Source organism: Fenollaria sp., from assembly GCF_057222035.1.
Map to the genome: position 1 here is coordinate 1 of NZ_JBXXYC010000001.1, position 15,234 is coordinate 15,234.

The 15,234-nt window shown below is 34.4% G+C and carries 16 protein-coding genes and 1 other RNA gene; 13 read left to right on the forward strand and 4 right to left on the reverse strand.

What is annotated here, in order from left to right; genetic code table 11:
• Positions 1 to 374 precede the first annotated feature (374 nt).
• The 4 genes from AC2UOP_RS00005 (at position 375) to AC2UOP_RS00020 (ending at position 3,623) form a co-directional block, all read left to right on the forward strand.
• Complete coding sequence (locus tag AC2UOP_RS00005) at positions 375 to 803, forward strand: helix-turn-helix domain-containing protein (RefSeq protein ID WP_484832220.1); 429 nt, start codon at positions 375 to 377, stop codon at positions 801 to 803.
• An 87-nt stretch (positions 804 to 890) separates the two neighbouring features.
• Positions 891 to 2,144, forward strand: a complete 1,254-nt coding sequence (locus AC2UOP_RS00010) for an MFS transporter (protein WP_484832221.1) — start codon at positions 891 to 893, stop codon at positions 2,142 to 2,144.
• Positions 2,145 to 2,611: 467 nt separating this feature from the next.
• Positions 2,612 to 3,127: a hypothetical protein gene (locus tag AC2UOP_RS00015; protein ID WP_484832222.1), complete on the forward strand. Its 516-nt coding sequence runs from the start codon at positions 2,612 to 2,614 to the stop codon at positions 3,125 to 3,127.
• A 13-nt stretch (positions 3,128 to 3,140) separates the two neighbouring features.
• Positions 3,141 to 3,623: an NUDIX hydrolase gene (locus AC2UOP_RS00020; protein WP_484832223.1), complete on the forward strand. Its 483-nt coding sequence runs from the start codon at positions 3,141 to 3,143 to the stop codon at positions 3,621 to 3,623.
• A gap of 292 nt (positions 3,624 to 3,915) precedes the next feature.
• On the opposite strand, the gene AC2UOP_RS00025 is transcribed toward AC2UOP_RS00020, so the two are convergent.
• Genes AC2UOP_RS00025 through AC2UOP_RS00040 form a run of 4 tightly spaced genes read right to left on the reverse strand, consistent with a single transcriptional unit; the run spans position 3,916 to position 6,940 of the window.
• Positions 3,916 to 4,176 carry a putative Se/S carrier protein gene (locus tag AC2UOP_RS00025; RefSeq protein WP_484832224.1) on the reverse strand — a complete coding sequence of 87 codons (261 nt, stop codon included), beginning with the start codon at positions 4,174 to 4,176 and terminating at the stop codon, positions 3,916 to 3,918.
• 4 nt (positions 4,177 to 4,180) lie between these two features.
• A complete protein-coding gene (locus AC2UOP_RS00030) occupies positions 4,181 to 5,458 on the reverse strand; it encodes a double-cubane-cluster-containing anaerobic reductase (RefSeq protein WP_019214557.1) in 1,278 nt (425 codons plus the stop codon).
• Positions 5,451 to 6,185: a hypothetical protein gene (locus AC2UOP_RS00035; protein WP_484832225.1), complete on the reverse strand. Its 735-nt coding sequence runs from the start codon at positions 6,183 to 6,185 to the stop codon at positions 5,451 to 5,453. The genes AC2UOP_RS00030 and AC2UOP_RS00035 overlap by 8 nt, the downstream gene beginning before the upstream one ends.
• Positions 6,185 to 6,940 (reverse strand): acyl-CoA dehydratase activase, encoded by a 756-nt coding sequence (locus AC2UOP_RS00040; protein WP_484832226.1) that lies wholly within the window; start codon positions 6,938 to 6,940, stop codon positions 6,185 to 6,187. The genes AC2UOP_RS00035 and AC2UOP_RS00040 overlap by 1 nt, the downstream gene beginning before the upstream one ends.
• Before the next feature lie 207 nt (positions 6,941 to 7,147).
• Between AC2UOP_RS00040 and yedE the strand changes: the two genes are divergently transcribed.
• The 9 genes from yedE (at position 7,148) to ssrA (ending at position 14,993) form a co-directional block, all read left to right on the forward strand.
• Positions 7,148 to 8,224: a YedE family putative selenium transporter gene (yedE, locus tag AC2UOP_RS00045; RefSeq protein ID WP_484832227.1), complete on the forward strand. Its 1,077-nt coding sequence runs from the start codon at positions 7,148 to 7,150 to the stop codon at positions 8,222 to 8,224.
• Positions 8,214 to 8,426: a sulfurtransferase TusA family protein gene (locus AC2UOP_RS00050; RefSeq protein ID WP_019214561.1), complete on the forward strand. Its 213-nt coding sequence runs from the start codon at positions 8,214 to 8,216 to the stop codon at positions 8,424 to 8,426. Before yedE ends, AC2UOP_RS00050 begins: the two co-directional genes overlap by 11 nt.
• Positions 8,404 to 8,676: a putative Se/S carrier protein gene (locus AC2UOP_RS00055; RefSeq protein ID WP_070598660.1), complete on the forward strand. Its 273-nt coding sequence runs from the start codon at positions 8,404 to 8,406 to the stop codon at positions 8,674 to 8,676. The genes AC2UOP_RS00050 and AC2UOP_RS00055 overlap by 23 nt, the downstream gene beginning before the upstream one ends.
• A gap of 92 nt (positions 8,677 to 8,768) precedes the next feature.
• Positions 8,769 to 10,088, forward strand: coding sequence for a CCA tRNA nucleotidyltransferase (locus tag AC2UOP_RS00060; protein ID WP_484832228.1), 1,320 nt, complete (start codon positions 8,769 to 8,771; stop codon positions 10,086 to 10,088).
• On the forward strand, positions 10,088 to 11,416 hold the full coding sequence (glmM, locus tag AC2UOP_RS00065; RefSeq protein WP_484832229.1) for a phosphoglucosamine mutase: 1,329 nt from the start codon (positions 10,088 to 10,090) through the stop codon (positions 11,414 to 11,416). The genes AC2UOP_RS00060 and glmM overlap by 1 nt, the downstream gene beginning before the upstream one ends.
• Position 11,417: 1 nt before the next feature.
• A complete protein-coding gene (gene mnmA / locus AC2UOP_RS00070; protein ID WP_484832230.1) occupies positions 11,418 to 12,479 on the forward strand; it encodes a tRNA 2-thiouridine(34) synthase MnmA in 1,062 nt (353 codons plus the stop codon).
• A complete protein-coding gene (locus tag AC2UOP_RS00075) occupies positions 12,467 to 13,447 on the forward strand; it encodes a GNAT family N-acetyltransferase (protein WP_484832231.1) in 981 nt (326 codons plus the stop codon). The genes mnmA and AC2UOP_RS00075 overlap by 13 nt, the downstream gene beginning before the upstream one ends.
• Complete coding sequence (locus AC2UOP_RS00080; RefSeq protein WP_484832232.1) at positions 13,444 to 14,568, forward strand: hypothetical protein; 1,125 nt, start codon at positions 13,444 to 13,446, stop codon at positions 14,566 to 14,568. Before AC2UOP_RS00075 ends, AC2UOP_RS00080 begins: the two co-directional genes overlap by 4 nt.
• Positions 14,569 to 14,643: 75 nt before the next feature.
• Positions 14,644 to 14,993: a transfer-messenger RNA gene (gene ssrA / locus AC2UOP_RS00085) on the forward strand.
• Positions 14,994 to 15,234: the final 241 nt, after the last annotated feature.

Genomic DNA, 15,234 nt, shown 5'->3' on the forward strand with positions numbered 1-15,234 from the left:
ACATATGTTGTTTGACACCTTCTGGCGTTTCCATCCACTTTCCTTGTTTGTATAGTTCTACGCATTCTTTTTTGAATTCATAACTATATCGCATAAAAATACCCTCCTTACTGGTTTGTCCAGTAAAGAGGGTACATATCAGGTCTTGACTCTATACCAAAATAGTGGATATATTAATTAAAAAATAAAGAATTGACTGAAGGTTGTTTATTTGAATAGATTGTATTATGCTGCTAAGTATTATAACTTAGTAGCTTTTTTATTTGCCAAGAATAATTATAGACAAAATAAATATAACTTAACGTTAAAAAATACTTGACAGTTAAATTAATTTATGTTATTATATATTTAAAGATTGTAAGTGAGGTGAGAAAATGAAAGAAGTTCACATATTAAACACACTAGAAGAAATTAATTTAGTAAGTGATCCTATAAGGCTAAAAATAATTACAACGCTTGGAACTACAGCAAAGACTGCACAAGACCTTTCGGACGCCCTTGGAGTTAGTCGATCGAAAATTCATTATCACTTAAGGCTTCTTGAAGACAATGGCATCGTAGAGGTTGTTCATACAGAGCTAATAAATGGAATAACGCAAAAATATTTTTTGCCTGTAGCTAAAGCTTTTATACCTAAGAGCGATATTTTTAATAAGGAATCAAACGAAAATATTTTTAGCTTTAAAATTAATAAAGAAAAATACCATGAATTTAGTGAAGACTTAGATAAACTCATAAAAAAATATGGCGCTGGAGAAGAAGATAAGGAAACGCTTCAAGTAGAAGTTTATAAATTAGATTAGTTAATGCCGGTAAGTGATATGCTTACCGGAAAAAAATAAGTGAACTGTAAAATAAAACTGAACGATAAATAAAAGGAGAATGTTAAAATGTTTAAAAAAGGCAAAGAAAAAAAGAAATTCATAAGAAGTAAAGATTTTTATATCTTGTTATTAGGTAGACTCATAACCAACTTTGGAGACAGCTTGTATGCTATAGCTTCAACGCTACTTGTTTATAAGATGAGTGGCTCAACGTTTTATTCTGGTCTAACACTATTTCTCACATCATCCACGGCTATAGTGCAGCTTTTATTAAGTCCAATACTTGACAGAATAAACATGAAGAAATTTTTAATCAATAGTCAAATTATACAAGCTGTCTTAATTTTATTAATACCATTATTACACTCATTAAATGCTCTTGAAGTATATCATATAATGATTATAATGCCTATTATATCACTTATAAATCAGTTAGTTTATCCTGGACAAATATCATTATTACCTAAGATACTTAGTGAAGACGAGCTAGTTACAGCAAATTCATTGATGACAATGGCATATCAGGGATCAAACGCAATATTTGATACCTTAGCCGGAATTACTATTGCAGCATTTGGATTTATGGCGGCATTTTACACTGATTCTGTCACTTTTATAATTACTGCTATACTATTTACATTTTTATCTAGAAGCTTGAGTGAATATAATAAACATGAAAAGAAAGATAATGAAAGCTTTATAAAAAATCATTTTGCAGAACTAAAGGAAGGCTTAGCACTATTTAAAGATTCTAGGATATATGCTTTAGTATTTGGCGTTGTATTTATAAACTTTGCTGCAACAAGTTTAAGCGCTGTACTGCCTGCTTTTGCAAGTGGAGAGATTTATTACTCACTTATGCTAGCAGCGATGGGAGCTGGCGTTTTAATAGGATCATTATTCTCGAGCTTTTCAATATTTAAAAAATGCCCACTTGGAAAACTTTATATTTATGGCATGCTAATTCTTAGTATATTTTGGTCAGGTGTTTCGTATTTTTCAAATAATATGATTCTAGCTGTTATATTATATGGACTTGGCTGGTTTGTTGTTGGAGTTGTTAATGTATATGCTCAAACTATGGTGCAAATTTTAGTGCCAAGAGATAAATTAGGAAGTGCAATGGGAGCGATGGTTGGTATATCAACATTCATGGCGCCTCTTGGTGCACTTATGGGCGGAGCCTTAGGTGAGTACTTAGGAAGCCCTGTGACAATTTTAGTAGCTAGCTTTATAATACTGGCAGTAGCTGTATATTGGGTATTTAATAATAGTATCAGAAAATTACCATCAGTTAATAATTTTCATGAAGTGTTTTAATGTTATGTGGTATAACATATGTTACAAAAACAAATAAAATAAGAGCGGTATTCTTGTATAATAGGTTTGACAAATTATCGTGCCTATAAAAAATATTATAAATATATAAAATATAATTTAATGTTAAAAAATACTTGACTGTTGAATTAATTTATGCTATTTTATATTCAAAGATGGTAAGTATGATGTGAAAATGAAAGAGGTTCACATATTAAGCACACTAAAAGAGATTAATTTAGTGAGTAATCCTGCAAGATTGAAAATAATTACAACATTGGCACTACAGCAAAGGCGACACAAGACCTTTTAGATGCTTTATAAGTTAGCGGCTTAAAATACATTATCATTTAAGGCTTTTTGAAGAGAATGGAATTATTGAGTTTGTTTATACTGAGTTAATAAATGGAATAATGCAAAAATACTATAATTACCTGAAAAAAATCTAAATTATAAAAGGAGATAATAAAATGGGCTTGTTTAATTTATTTGGTGGCAAAAAAACAGTTGAGTTAGATAATGTAAAAAGCAATGAAAACAAAAATCGCATGAGAGAAATCTTTGATAAGCAAGTAGATAATGGTTCGGAATATAAAATAGTTTATGCTTATTCAGAAGATATTAGTGGTGCGAATTTCGTAATGCTTCGTACCGTTTCCTATAAATACAGAAGTTTTATAATTGGCTATAAGGAAGATGATTTAAGTTTAGTTTTTCTTGAAGTAAGCCCTGATTTAAATCAGGTTGGAGAAGCACTTTTGTATAAACCACAAGATGTAAAGAAAACCAATTTTACAAAGATGGTAGGCGCATATTATTTACAGTATGGAAGTTCGTTCAAGAAAGAATTTTTCAACTTTTTTGTTCCTGAGACTATTGACGATATAGTTAACCATGATTGGTATGATGAAGATACTTTTACTTACATTGACCAAAGAGAAGTACATGGCAGCTGGGTGGATTTTTGGAATAAATTTTGCAAATAAAAGGTAATTTATTATGAAATTAAAACAAGCTTACACTGTTATATACATCAAGGACAAGACTACTAATAAATTTTTGTTCTTGTACAGGAATAAAAAGGAAAATGACATTAATCATGGCAAGTACATTGGCATTGGCGGTAAGATTGAGCCGGGCGAGTCGAAGGATGAGTGCATTATGCGCGAGGTCTATGAAGAGACGAATCTTACACTTAAGACTTTTTATTACATGGGCGAGGTTCGCTACATCGACATAGGTTCTAGTACTTATGAAAAAATGTATGTATATTACAGCGATGATTATACAGGTGAGATAAAAGAATGTTCTGAAGGCACTCTTAAGTTTATGAGTGAAGAGGAATTTTACGCTAGTCCTCATTGGGAAGGGGATAAAATATTTCTCGATTACGCTTTAAAGAATAAAGCATTTAAATCTGTGGACTATTATTACTTGAATGGTCTTAATTTTAAAACGATATTACTGAATAAAGAAGTATAGTTTATATTAGGGGGTGGAGAAAGTTATGTTGATTTTAAAAATATTATTATTTATCTTAGGCGCAATCTTTTCTACATTCGGATATCTTATCTATTTTAAAAAGAAATATTCTTTGATAAATTCTTTTAACTTAGATATTTTATATAAAAGAAGAGATGCTTCTTATGCTAAAAAACTAGGCCTGATAGAATTTGTTATTGGATTAGTCTTAATAGTACTCGCTATAGTTTTAACAATTATTTGCTAAGTTTAAGAAAAAGAAGGGATAGGCCACAGGCCTATCCCTTTTATATTAGCAAAATCTCATTCTATTTGGATCATCTCTTACGATGTCTTCCCAAAATCTATCTATCTTTATGGAATTTTTTTCTGCGAGTATCGCTATCTTTTCTTTATCTTGTGCTTCAAATATTATGCACAAACCACAGCAATGGTCTGCATTTCTCGGTGTTGGCGCTATGGTAACATCAAAGCCGTTATCTTTAAGAAGATAGTATAGTTTTGTAGCCGAAGCTGAATCGCTTAAAAGAATGTAATTTCTTAGCTCTTTCATTTTATTAGTCAAGCATTTCTATGAAGGCACCGATTCTTGTCTTTAATTGTTCTGCGTCTTCGTCTGTGTAGTCTGTTTCTATGCCCATAACTGGTATACCTAGCTTGTTAAGTTCTTTTTCTACGAAGTAGCCTTCTGTATCATATAGGTTACAGAACTTAAGGTTAAGGTCGATAACGCCGTCTGCCTTGTATTCTTTAGCTAGTCTTACGATATCGTCGATTCTTGCATGGTTTGGTGTGAAGCAAGCGCAGTTAATGCTGCCAAGGTATCTTTGTGCAAGATTATGAACCATAGTATCCATATCAGCGCCATCATCTTCTTCAACAAGTTTGTAGCTGTAACGAATTCCTGTACACATTTCTTCACAAACAACAGCTGCTCCAAGTGATTCGATGATGTGGTGCATCTTCCAGTTAGGTATTGAAAGTGGTGTACCTGTTAGAAGTATTCTCTTTGCGCCTGGTTTATAAACTGAAACTTTATTTTTAACCCTTTCTTCAAGTTCGTCACAAAGCTTATTAATCATTTGTGTAGTTCTTTCTGGATCGTCATAGAAAGCAACTTGTGTGATAACTAAAACGTCTTTACCGCTTATTGGAACTAGATCGTTCTTTCTAAATTCATTAAGTCTCTTTAATGCTTTTCTCTTGTTGTTGACAATATGTATAGCCTTTCTTAGACCTTCTTCAGTAACTTTGTTACCAGTTAGTTCTTCGATTCTCTTGATGTAGCGTTTTATTTCTGCTTCCCATTTTTCGAAGTCTTCGTCTCTTTTCATTTGAGGTATGTCCATGATAAACATTGGTGCGTCTTCTGCAAGTATTTCCCAAGCTTTTTTCTTACCGTCACAAGTTGTTTCACCAACGAATAGGTCAGCTATTCTGAAGAATGGGCAAGTTCTGTCAAATCTTGCACCTAGTGATGCTTTGATTAGTGGGCAAGTTGCTGTAGGAAGTTTCTTTTCTCCTCCTGGTACCCAGAATTGTGATCCACTGCAAAGTCCTGTAACTATTGCTCCAGCAGCTATAGGCACTTCATCTGGTACGTGTATACAGAATGTTCCAACTACTTTGCCACCGTTTTTTTGATGTTCGATTAATTCAGCTGGTCTAATACCGTGGATATCGCCAACTACCATGTTCCAGTAGTCCATACCCTTTGGTCTGTTTTCTTGGCTTAGGAATACGTCTCCAAAAGCTCCTGGTAAAACTTCACATAGCATATCATGTTTTTCAATGTCCATGCCTAGTTTGTTCCACATTTCATGATTCTTATCCATTTTGTCCTCCTTTTAATATACAGCCCTTGGGAGCTAGGTCGATTTTCTTGTAGCTCTCACAAATTGGGCTCTTTAGTGTATCCAGAATTATTTCTGGACAGGCTACATTAATACATTTATATTTAGTTTTATTAATGCCATTAATATTATCTTCTAAAACCTTTTCAAGAATTTTTACTCTTTTTTGAGGTTCAGCCACATATCTAATATAGTATTTAACAATGTTATACTCATACGGCTCAATCTTTTTTTCTATCGTCTCTAAAAGTTCATCGATTTTAGAAAATATTTTTTTGTTCTCTTTATATTTTTTCTCGTCAAAATTAAAGCCGTAAACTGATTTTATTATGCCGTCAATATCTGTTCCTGCAATATCCCCACTATATTCATATATATATCTATCGCAATTAGCACTAAAGACTTCTGTAAATTTTTTACAAATATCTTCAATCAAAAATATTTTCGATGAATAGATGAGTGGACACTTTTTTGTAGTCATATAAATGGTAGTCGCGCTTATCATATCGCAGGTGTTATACTCACCATATTGTAAAATCTCAGTGTCAGTCGATTCGATTGGGTAGGGAACGAGGCCGTAGCTCAGTAAAAACGCTTCGTCGATGTCTTTGGCAAAGTAGCCGATGACGTTATTCTCAGTCATTTTAAATGTGACAGCATCGACATAGGCGTTGCGCCTTAATTCTTTAAAGAATTCTACGTCTATCATTATTTTGCAAGTAGTGCAGCGCCTATGGCCCCAGCAAATCTTGCGTCTTTATGAGTCTTTACTGGTCCACCAAGTTTTTGGCTAAGCAAATCAACTGTAAATTCTGAGTCACAGAAACCACCAGTTAAGAAATAATTGTTTGAAGCATTTTTTCTATTGGCAAGGGCAGATACTTTCTTAACTATCGAGTCAACAACGCCTCTTGCGATGTCTTCACGAGGAGTTCCTTTGCCCATAAGTGAAATTACTTCTGATTCGGCAAATACTGTACAAACAGATGATATGTTAACAGATTGGCCTCTTTTAGCAAATTCAAACATCTCTTGCAATGAAAGTCCAAGTCTATTAGCCATGACTTCTAAGAACTTTCCAGTACCTGCTGAGCACTTGTCATTCATGATAAAATCCATAACGTTTGAGTTTTGCACAATAATTACCTTAGTATCTTGTCCACCGATATCGATAACTGTCATGTCCTCAGGATTTAAGAAGTGAGCTCCTTTTGCGTGGCACGTAATTTCAGTAACAGTTCTGTCAGCATAAGGCACACTGATTCTGCCGTAGCCAGTCGCAGTGATTTTAACATCATCTTCGCCGTATCCTAGTGATTTGATCCATCTTTTAATCTCTTCACCAGTCTCTTTACTGTTCCAACCGCTCGGCATAATTTTTTCGTGCAATATGTTCTTTTTTTCTTCGTCTAGGATAACAGCTTTAGAAGCAGTTGATCCTATGTCAATTCCTATGTAATGCATAATATACCTCACTTAATATATAGTTAATTTGATTATATCTCATTAAGAAGTCATATTCAATAAGTATAAAATAATTTAATACTTAGAGGCTTTATTATAAATATTTTTAATAATAATTTTTTATAATAAAGGCTTAAACTATAAAATTTTCTTATAATAACGAAAAAGTCTTATAATTATGATATACTCATATAAAGGAGGGATATTATGAAGAAAAAACAAAACTTAATGATCTTCATTGGAGGCGCCATTATCGGTATAATCGGAGCCTTATTAATGCACTTCGGTAACCCAGGTAACATGGGTATCTGCGTTGCATGTTTCTTTAGAGACATAGCTGGAGCTTTAGGCTTACACGGAGCAAAGGGAGTTCAATATATAAGACCAGAAATTATCGGTTTTATATTAGGAGCTTTTATCATTTCCATGGCTACAGGCGAATTTAGAGCAAAGGGTGGCTCAAACCCAGCACTTCGTTTCGTTTACGGCTTTTTAATGATGATAGGCGCTCTAGTATTTTTAGGCTGCCCACTTAGAATGCTTCTAAGAATCGGAGCTGGAGACCTAAACGCTGTAGTAGGCTTGCTAGGCTTTATAGGCGGTATATTAGTAGGTATTGTATTTATTAAAAAAGGTTACTCACTTGGTAGAAACCATGATCAATCAAAATTATCAGGACTTATTATGCCAATATTTGCTGTAATACTTTTAGTTCTAGCACTAGCTAAACCTATGTTTATAAACTTCTCAGCAAAGGGACCTGGCTCAATGCACGCACCATTTGCAATGTCATTATGCGCAGGACTTATAGTTGGAGCTATCCTACAAAGAACAAGACTTTGTACAGCAGCTGGATTTAGAGATGCAGTTTTAATTAAAGACTACCATTTCTTATATGGCATCATAGGTATAGTTCTTGCAAATGCTGTATTAAACATGGCTCTAGGACAATTCAAACTAGGTTTTGCTGAACAACCAATTGCTCACTCAGAACACCTATGGAACTTCTTGTCAATGGGCTTAGTCGGTTTAACAGCAGTATTACTAGGCGGTTGCCCAATTAGACAAACTATACTTGCTTCACAAGGCGATACAGACGCATTCATGACAGTCATCGGTCTTATCTGCGGAGCAGCTGCATCACACAACTTTAACCTAGCTTCATCAGGTAAAGGCACTACACCATCAGGAAGAGTAGCTGTCATAGTTGGACTTGTACTAGTAGCTATCGCTGCTTGCTACATCATAGCTGAAAGAAAGAAAGGAGCTCACAATGGCAAATAACATTATAGATGCAAGAGGACTTTCTTGCCCAGAACCAGTTATATTAACAAAAAATGAAGCTGACAAAGGCACAAAAAGCATTACAGTTTTAGTTGACATAGAAGTTGCTAAAGAAAATGTATCAAGATTTCTTGAAAATGCTGGCTACAAAGTAGCAGTTAAGGAAAGTGGAGAAGATTTTGAAATCACAGCAACAAAATAATGTTGTCATAGTAACATTCTACTCAATATCATCGTGCCTTATGTTAAATAATAAACTCAAAGAGATTGGCATCGGATCACTCATCATACCAACACCGAGAGATCTTTCTTCATCCTGTGGCAATAGTTTAGCCACTTCGATTAAAAATAGAGAAGCTCTTGAAAAAATTATAGATGAATTTGATTATGAAGTCGATAGAGTTGAAGATTATTGTTTATACGAAAGCGAAAAATTAAAAGAGATATTATAATGGATTAACAGCTACATTATGTGGCTGTTTTTCTTTTACATTTACATATTTTTGATTTTTTCTTATGAATATGATATAATTTATTGTATATTATGGAAAATTTAGATTACGCTATTGATATCTTGAAAAGATTAGGAAGTTCCTCATACATTGTTGGGGGTGCTGTGAGGGACTATTTGCTGTGCAAGGATGTCTACGACATAGACATTTGCACGGCAAAGAAGCCTGATGAGATAATAAATCTTTTAAGTGATTATGAGCTTGATACTAAATTTATGAAATATGGATCTGTCAAGATTAAGGGCGAGAATGCGATTGAGATAACTACTTTTAGGCGTGAGGATGACTACACTGATGGCAGGCACCCAAGCACATTAAGTTTTACTAGTGATGTCAAGGAAGACCTTATTAGGCGCGACTTCACCATAAACACCATGCTAATGGGTGAGAATAAAAATATATATGATTATATGGACGCGAAAAAGGATCTTGATGCGAAAATTTTAAGAACTGTGATTGATCCTTACGAAAGTTTTGCCAAGGACTACTTGAGAATACTGCGTTTAGTGCGCTTTGCGGCGAAGCTAGGTTTTGAGATAGAGCAAGAGACTTTTAAGGCAGCGAAAAAATATGCGCCTTTTGTAAAAACTCTTTCAAAAGACAAATTTCGTGAAGAATTCAACAAGATTTTGCTTCTTGACAATGCTCATTACGCTTTTACTCTTATGCACGAGCTAGGCATTTTGAAGGAAGTCCTTCCTGAGATTGATACCGAGTTTAATTATGACCAAAACAATCCTTATCATAGCTACGATTTATTTACTCATACGATGAAGGCAGTTGAAGCGACTGAAAAAGATTTGCCGACGCGTCTTGCGGCTTTATTTCATGACGTTGCAAAACCATTGACACGCTCTGAAGATGGGGATGTTTCTCACTACTACGATCACGACAAGGTCGGCGCCGAGATGGCAGTAGATATTTTAAAAAAATTTAATTATGATAAGAAGACTATAAATTTGGCTCATGACCTCATCTTAAAGCACATGAAGCAGGACCCAAACTTTGGCATCAAGGCTGTGAGAAGGCTTTATAATTACTATGGTAAGGATAATATTTATCGCTATCTTGATTTAATTAGAGCGGATACTATTGCGACGAGACCTGGGAGAGAGCTTGATAATATAACAAAATTTGAGACTTACATAAAAGAGATAGAGGATAGTCTTGATAAAAGCGGCGAGCTTAAACTTGCTGTTAGCGGCGATGATTTAATTGCCATGGGCTATGCGCCAGGCAAAAAATTTGCGTACGTACTTGGAAAAATTAAAGAAATGGTGAGTTTAGGCGAGCTTGAGAACGACAGAGAAACTTTGCTCCCACTTCTTAAAGAATATATGGAGGAAGAATAATGAAGAAATTATTTGGCACAGACGGCGTTAGAGGCGTCGCTGGCGAGTTTTTAACTAGTGAATTTTCATACAAATTAGGTAAATATATAGCAGACTACTTTATTGGCGGTGAGGGCAAAAAAGTTTTTATAGCGAGCGACACAAGAGAGTCAAAGGATATGATAAAACTATCACTTGCTGCAGCCATCACATCTATGGGGCTTGATGTATATGATTTAAACGTAACATCGACACCAGAAGCGAGCTACATCATTAGCAAAAACGATTCTTTATTCGGGATTGTTGTCTCTGCATCTCATAACCCTTATGAGTACAATGGCATAAAAGTATTTAATAAGGACGGCTACAAGCTTGCAGATGAAGTTGAAGAAGCGATTGAAACGAATATGCTTGAGTGTAAAGAGCTTAAAAAGCCGGAACGCTTTGGTAATTTCATCAATGATGAGATTGATAAAACTGAGTACGTAAGCTATTTACGCTCGCTTATGAAGGATTATAGCGGCCTTAAAATTGTTTGCGATATGTCAAATGGAGCAAACTATGTGACTGCGAAAGAAGTTTTAAACGCATCAGGCGCTGAGATGATATACATTCATGACGAGCCAAATGGCAGAAACATCAATAAAAACTGTGGTTCAACTCATTTGGAATCACTTACAGAAACTGTTAAAGACAATAAGGCGGATATAGGCATTGCCTTTGACGGCGATGCGGATAGATTATTAGTAGTTGATAATGAAGGCAAGATTATGGACGGAGACCATATATTAGCAGCGCTTGCGACATATTTGAAAAAGCATGATAAGCTTAAGAAGAATAAACTTGTTGCGACTATCATGTCAAACATCGGCTTAAAGAAGTACCTTGATACTATTGGCGTAGAGCTTGATGTGACTAGCGTTGGCGATAGATATGTCCTAGCTGAATTGATTAAGGACGATTTATCACTTGGCGGCGAACAATCGGGTCATATAATATTAAAGGATTATCAAAATACTGGCGACGGCCTATTAAGTGCGATATTTTTGATAAATGCCATGGTAGAGCTAAAAAAGACAGCCGCTGAATTAAACGGACTTATGAAAACATATCCACAAGTACTTTTAAACGCAAAAGTTACTAACGAGATAAAAAATAAAGTTTTAGATATAAAAAGCGTTAAAAACGCTATAGATGATTTAACTAAGAATAACCCCGACATGAGGGTAGTCATCAGACCATCAGGCACTGAGCCGCTTCTAAGGGTCATGCTTGAAGGTGAAGATGAAGATGAATTAAAAAGATTAGCTAAAGATTTAGTTGATTTGATAGAAAGAGAGACGAAATAGTTTGAAGAGAGTTTTAATAGCTTTATCGGGCGGGGTAGATAGCTCCGTCAGCGCATATTTACTAAAAAAGCAAGGATACGATGTGGTAGCCATCACATTTAACTTGTGCGACGATATTATTAAAGACAATTACACAAGGATGATAGAGGACGCAAAGAGAGTATCAGACTATCTTTGCATAGAGCATCACGTGGTTGATTACAAGGAAGACTTCAAAGAGAAGGTCATTGAGCCATTCATCCGCGAGTACGAGCTTGGCCATACGCCAAACCCTTGTATCTTTTGTAATAAAAATATTAAATTCAAAAGATTTCACGATGAGATGAAAAATTTTGATGCTGATTTTATTGCAACTGGTCATTATGTTGAAAAATACGAAGAAGATGGTATTCATTATCTAGAAAAATCTTCAAATATCAGAAAAGACCAAAGCTATTTTTTATATAATATCAAGCAAGATCAATTAAAAGACGCGATATTCCCTGTTGGTGCTATGGACAAGGATAAAACTAGAGCCATTGCCAAGGAAGCTGGCATACCTGTTTATAATAAGAAGGATTCGCAAGAGATTTGCTTTATTGCAAATGATGATTATAAGGCATTTTTAAATAAATATTCAGAAAATATTAGCAAGAAGGGTCTTATTAAGGATAAAAGTGGCAAAGTTTTAGGCGAGCACGATGGCATTAGGAACTACACAATAGGCCAAAGGCGTGGACTAAATGTTGCTTTAGGTCAAAGAGCTTTTGTGACTAAGATAGATCCAATCCATAACGAGATTATTCTTGGACCAGAAGAGGATTTATTTAAAAAGACTGCTATAATTAAAGACGTAAACTGGATTTCAATTGATGAGATCGATGAAGATAAGGTATATACAGCAAAAGTTAGATATAGATCGAATGATGAAAAAGCAAAAATAAAGAAAAATGACGACGGTACTTACACAGTTACTTTTGAAGAGCCACAAAGAGCTATAACTCTTTCACAAAGCCTAGTTGTTTACGATGGCAGAACTGTTGTAGGCGGCGGCGTTATAGTGGATCAGCTATGTTTTATGTAGATAAAATAATTAAAGGCTCATCGAGCGAAAAGGCTCTTGAAGAATTTTTATTAGATAAAGAAGTTATTTATGAAGATGTTGATGCGAGCTACGTTATAAGAAATGCTGGTGATATAATCGCCACAGTATCAGTAAAGAAGAATCTAATCAAATTCTTCTACATCGATGAAGCGTATCAAGGCGAAGGACTAGCCATAGAGCTGATCAATAGTGCGCTTGAAGACATCATTTCCAAGGGATACAGAACTTATTTTGTGTTCACCAAGGCAAAAAATGAAAACATTTTCACTTCATTATCTATGGACGTAATTGAAAAAACTGAAGATGTCGTGCTATTAGAGGGCGGATTCTTTAAATATGCTGATTGGATTCAAAATATTAAGAAAGACCTTGATAAAGATGAGTATAGCGCAATCGTCATGAATGCAAATCCACTCACACTTGGTCACGAATATCTAGTAGATAAAGCCTTAGAAGAGGCTCGCGACTTAATAATTTTCGTTTTAGAAGAGGATGCTTCATACTTTAGTACTAAGGATAGATATAAGATAGTTAAAAATCATTATCATAATAATGGCCGTGTACATGTGTATAAATCAGGTCCTTACATTATTTCAAGAGCAACATTTCCAACATATTTTTTAAAAAAGGATACAGATAAACTCAAGGTATATACAGAGCTTGACGCAAAGATATTTGCAAAGCGCATAGCTAAGGACTTAAATATAAAAAAAAGATATTTTGGCACAGAACCAATTGACAAAGTTACTGAAAAATACAATGAGATGATGAAGAAGATACTTTTTGAATATGGTGTTGAGAGCGAATTTATTGAGAGAAAAAAGATAAATGACGAGTATATAAGCGCATCAAAGCTTAGAGAAGGCTTAGAAACAGATTTTGAGAGCATTAAAAAATACTTAAGCCAAGATGTGTATGAATATTTAAAAGAGAGGTGCTTACAATGATAAGTATAAAAGAAGTCAATGACAAAAAAACACTAAATGATTTCGTAGATTTTATTTATGAAAATTATAAAGGAGATAAAAATTTTGTTCCGCCACTAAGAAGTGACTATATTAAGTACGTTCAAGGTGTTGACAACGACCTAAATGAAGCCGGACCAAATGCTAAGTACATCTGTTATGATGATGATAAAGTAGTTGGAAGACTTTTAGTTGGTGTGAATAACATTATTAATAATTATCACGGATTTAAAGAAGGGTACATCTCTTTGTTTGAGTGCGTGGGAAATTATGAGTACGCTGAAAAACTTCTTGATAAGGCGATAGAATTTTTAAAATCTCAAGGCATGACAAAGGTCAAGGGACCTCTATCACTTCCAGGCGGCGAGGACAACAGAGGCTTTATCGTAGATAATTTTGATGCACAGCCATTTATCATGAACACATACAATAAAAAATATTACAACGACTTTTTTGTAAAGTATGGCTTTGAAAAGTATTATGACTGCTACGCATATAAGGACACCATTGAAAATGCTGACATAGAGAGATATGAAAAGCTAGTTCCTTATGCAATGAAGAAATTTGATTTTAGAGTGGATAATATTAATCTTTCTAATGTAGATAAGGACGCCATGGACATCATGAACGTTCTAGAAAGAGCCTTACCACGTGAGTGGGACGACTTTGCTCCGCCAAAGGAAGAAGAGATAAGAAAGATAGTTAAGCAGCTAGTACCATTTGCCGATTCAGATCTTATATTTATAGCGAGAGACAATAAAACAAATGAGCCAATCGGTTTCAATATAACACTTCCAGATTATAATCAAGCAATTAAAAAGATGAATGGAAAAATGTTCCCATTTGGATTTTTAAAATTCTTGTATTATAAGAGAAAGATCAATAGAATTAGATTTTTTGTTTTATTCGTAGTGCCAGAGTACAGGAAAAAAGGCGTTACAAGCGTAATGTATTTAAAAACTTATTTAAACGCACTAAAGAAGGGCTATACAGAGCTTGAAGGATCAACAATTTGGGAGTACAACAGAGATATGATGAACGACGTTGAAAGCTTTGGAGCAAAAATTAACATAACATATAGAATTTATCAAAAGGAAATATAGTTTAGGGTGCCTAGCGCACCTTAAATTATTATCAAAGTTATATTTAGAGATATTTTGGGTAAAAATAATAAGTACGGGGATGAATTTTGGTTTCGACGGGGGTTTGGAATTTAGAATAGCGAGCCGGATCGATGGATACGTTACATCTGTCAAAAAAATATAAACGCAGAAAACAATAATTTTGCATACGCTGCCTAGTTAGGCATCTCTCAATATAGAGTTTTCTCGTACGGCTTTATATTGGGTCAACTTAGACGAGAAAATCTTTTAGCCAAGCTTAAAAGTTAAAAGATTATCTTAAAGCTAGCTAAGACTTTATTTTGCTTTTTAAATTGGTCTTAGTGAAAATTGATAAAAAGCTGCGCTCGGAGAAGTTCTTTAGGAAGGGCTTTCGGACAGGGGTTCGAACCCCCTCATCTCCACCACCACATGGGTATAGACAAAGTCTATGCCCTTTTTTATGCTAATTTTTTAACGGTTGGCGTGCTTGTTATTTGTATTAGTTCGGTTCTTAGTTCTTCCATTTTTTCACATCCTAAAAATGTTCTTGATTTTTCTCTTTTTTTGTGTTATGATATGTATAACTTAAGAGAAGAGCAAGAACCTCTTAAGCTTGTTATTTTGTAGAAGAGTTATAGAAGAGTTATTTAATTAACTCTTCTATTT

Bases quoted from the DNA above. Each gene is read 5' to 3' on its own strand.
- AC2UOP_RS00005 (WP_484832220.1), top strand. From the start codon at position 375: ATGAAAGAAGTTCACATATTAAACACACTAGAAGAAATTAATTTAGTA.
- AC2UOP_RS00010 (WP_484832221.1), top strand. From the start codon at position 891: ATGTTTAAAAAAGGCAAAGAAAAAAAGAAATTCATAAGAAGTAAAGAT.
- AC2UOP_RS00015 (WP_484832222.1), top strand. From the start codon at position 2,612: ATGGGCTTGTTTAATTTATTTGGTGGCAAAAAAACAGTTGAGTTAGAT.
- AC2UOP_RS00020 (WP_484832223.1), top strand. From the start codon at position 3,141: ATGAAATTAAAACAAGCTTACACTGTTATATACATCAAGGACAAGACT.
- AC2UOP_RS00025 (WP_484832224.1), bottom strand. From the start codon at position 4,176: ATGAAAGAGCTAAGAAATTACATTCTTTTAAGCGATTCAGCTTCGGCT.
- AC2UOP_RS00030 (WP_019214557.1), bottom strand. From the start codon at position 5,458: ATGGATAAGAATCATGAAATGTGGAACAAACTAGGCATGGACATTGAA.
- AC2UOP_RS00035 (WP_484832225.1), bottom strand. From the start codon at position 6,185: ATGATAGACGTAGAATTCTTTAAAGAATTAAGGCGCAACGCCTATGTC.
- AC2UOP_RS00040 (WP_484832226.1), bottom strand. From the start codon at position 6,940: ATGCATTACATAGGAATTGACATAGGATCAACTGCTTCTAAAGCTGTT.
- yedE (WP_484832227.1), top strand. From the start codon at position 7,148: ATGAAGAAAAAACAAAACTTAATGATCTTCATTGGAGGCGCCATTATC.
- AC2UOP_RS00050 (WP_019214561.1), top strand. From the start codon at position 8,214: ATGGCAAATAACATTATAGATGCAAGAGGACTTTCTTGCCCAGAACCA.
- AC2UOP_RS00060 (WP_484832228.1), top strand. From the start codon at position 8,769: ATGGAAAATTTAGATTACGCTATTGATATCTTGAAAAGATTAGGAAGT.
- glmM (WP_484832229.1), top strand. From the start codon at position 10,088: ATGAAGAAATTATTTGGCACAGACGGCGTTAGAGGCGTCGCTGGCGAG.
- AC2UOP_RS00075 (WP_484832231.1), top strand. From the start codon at position 12,467: ATGTTTTATGTAGATAAAATAATTAAAGGCTCATCGAGCGAAAAGGCT.
- AC2UOP_RS00080 (WP_484832232.1), top strand. From the start codon at position 13,444: ATGATAAGTATAAAAGAAGTCAATGACAAAAAAACACTAAATGATTTC.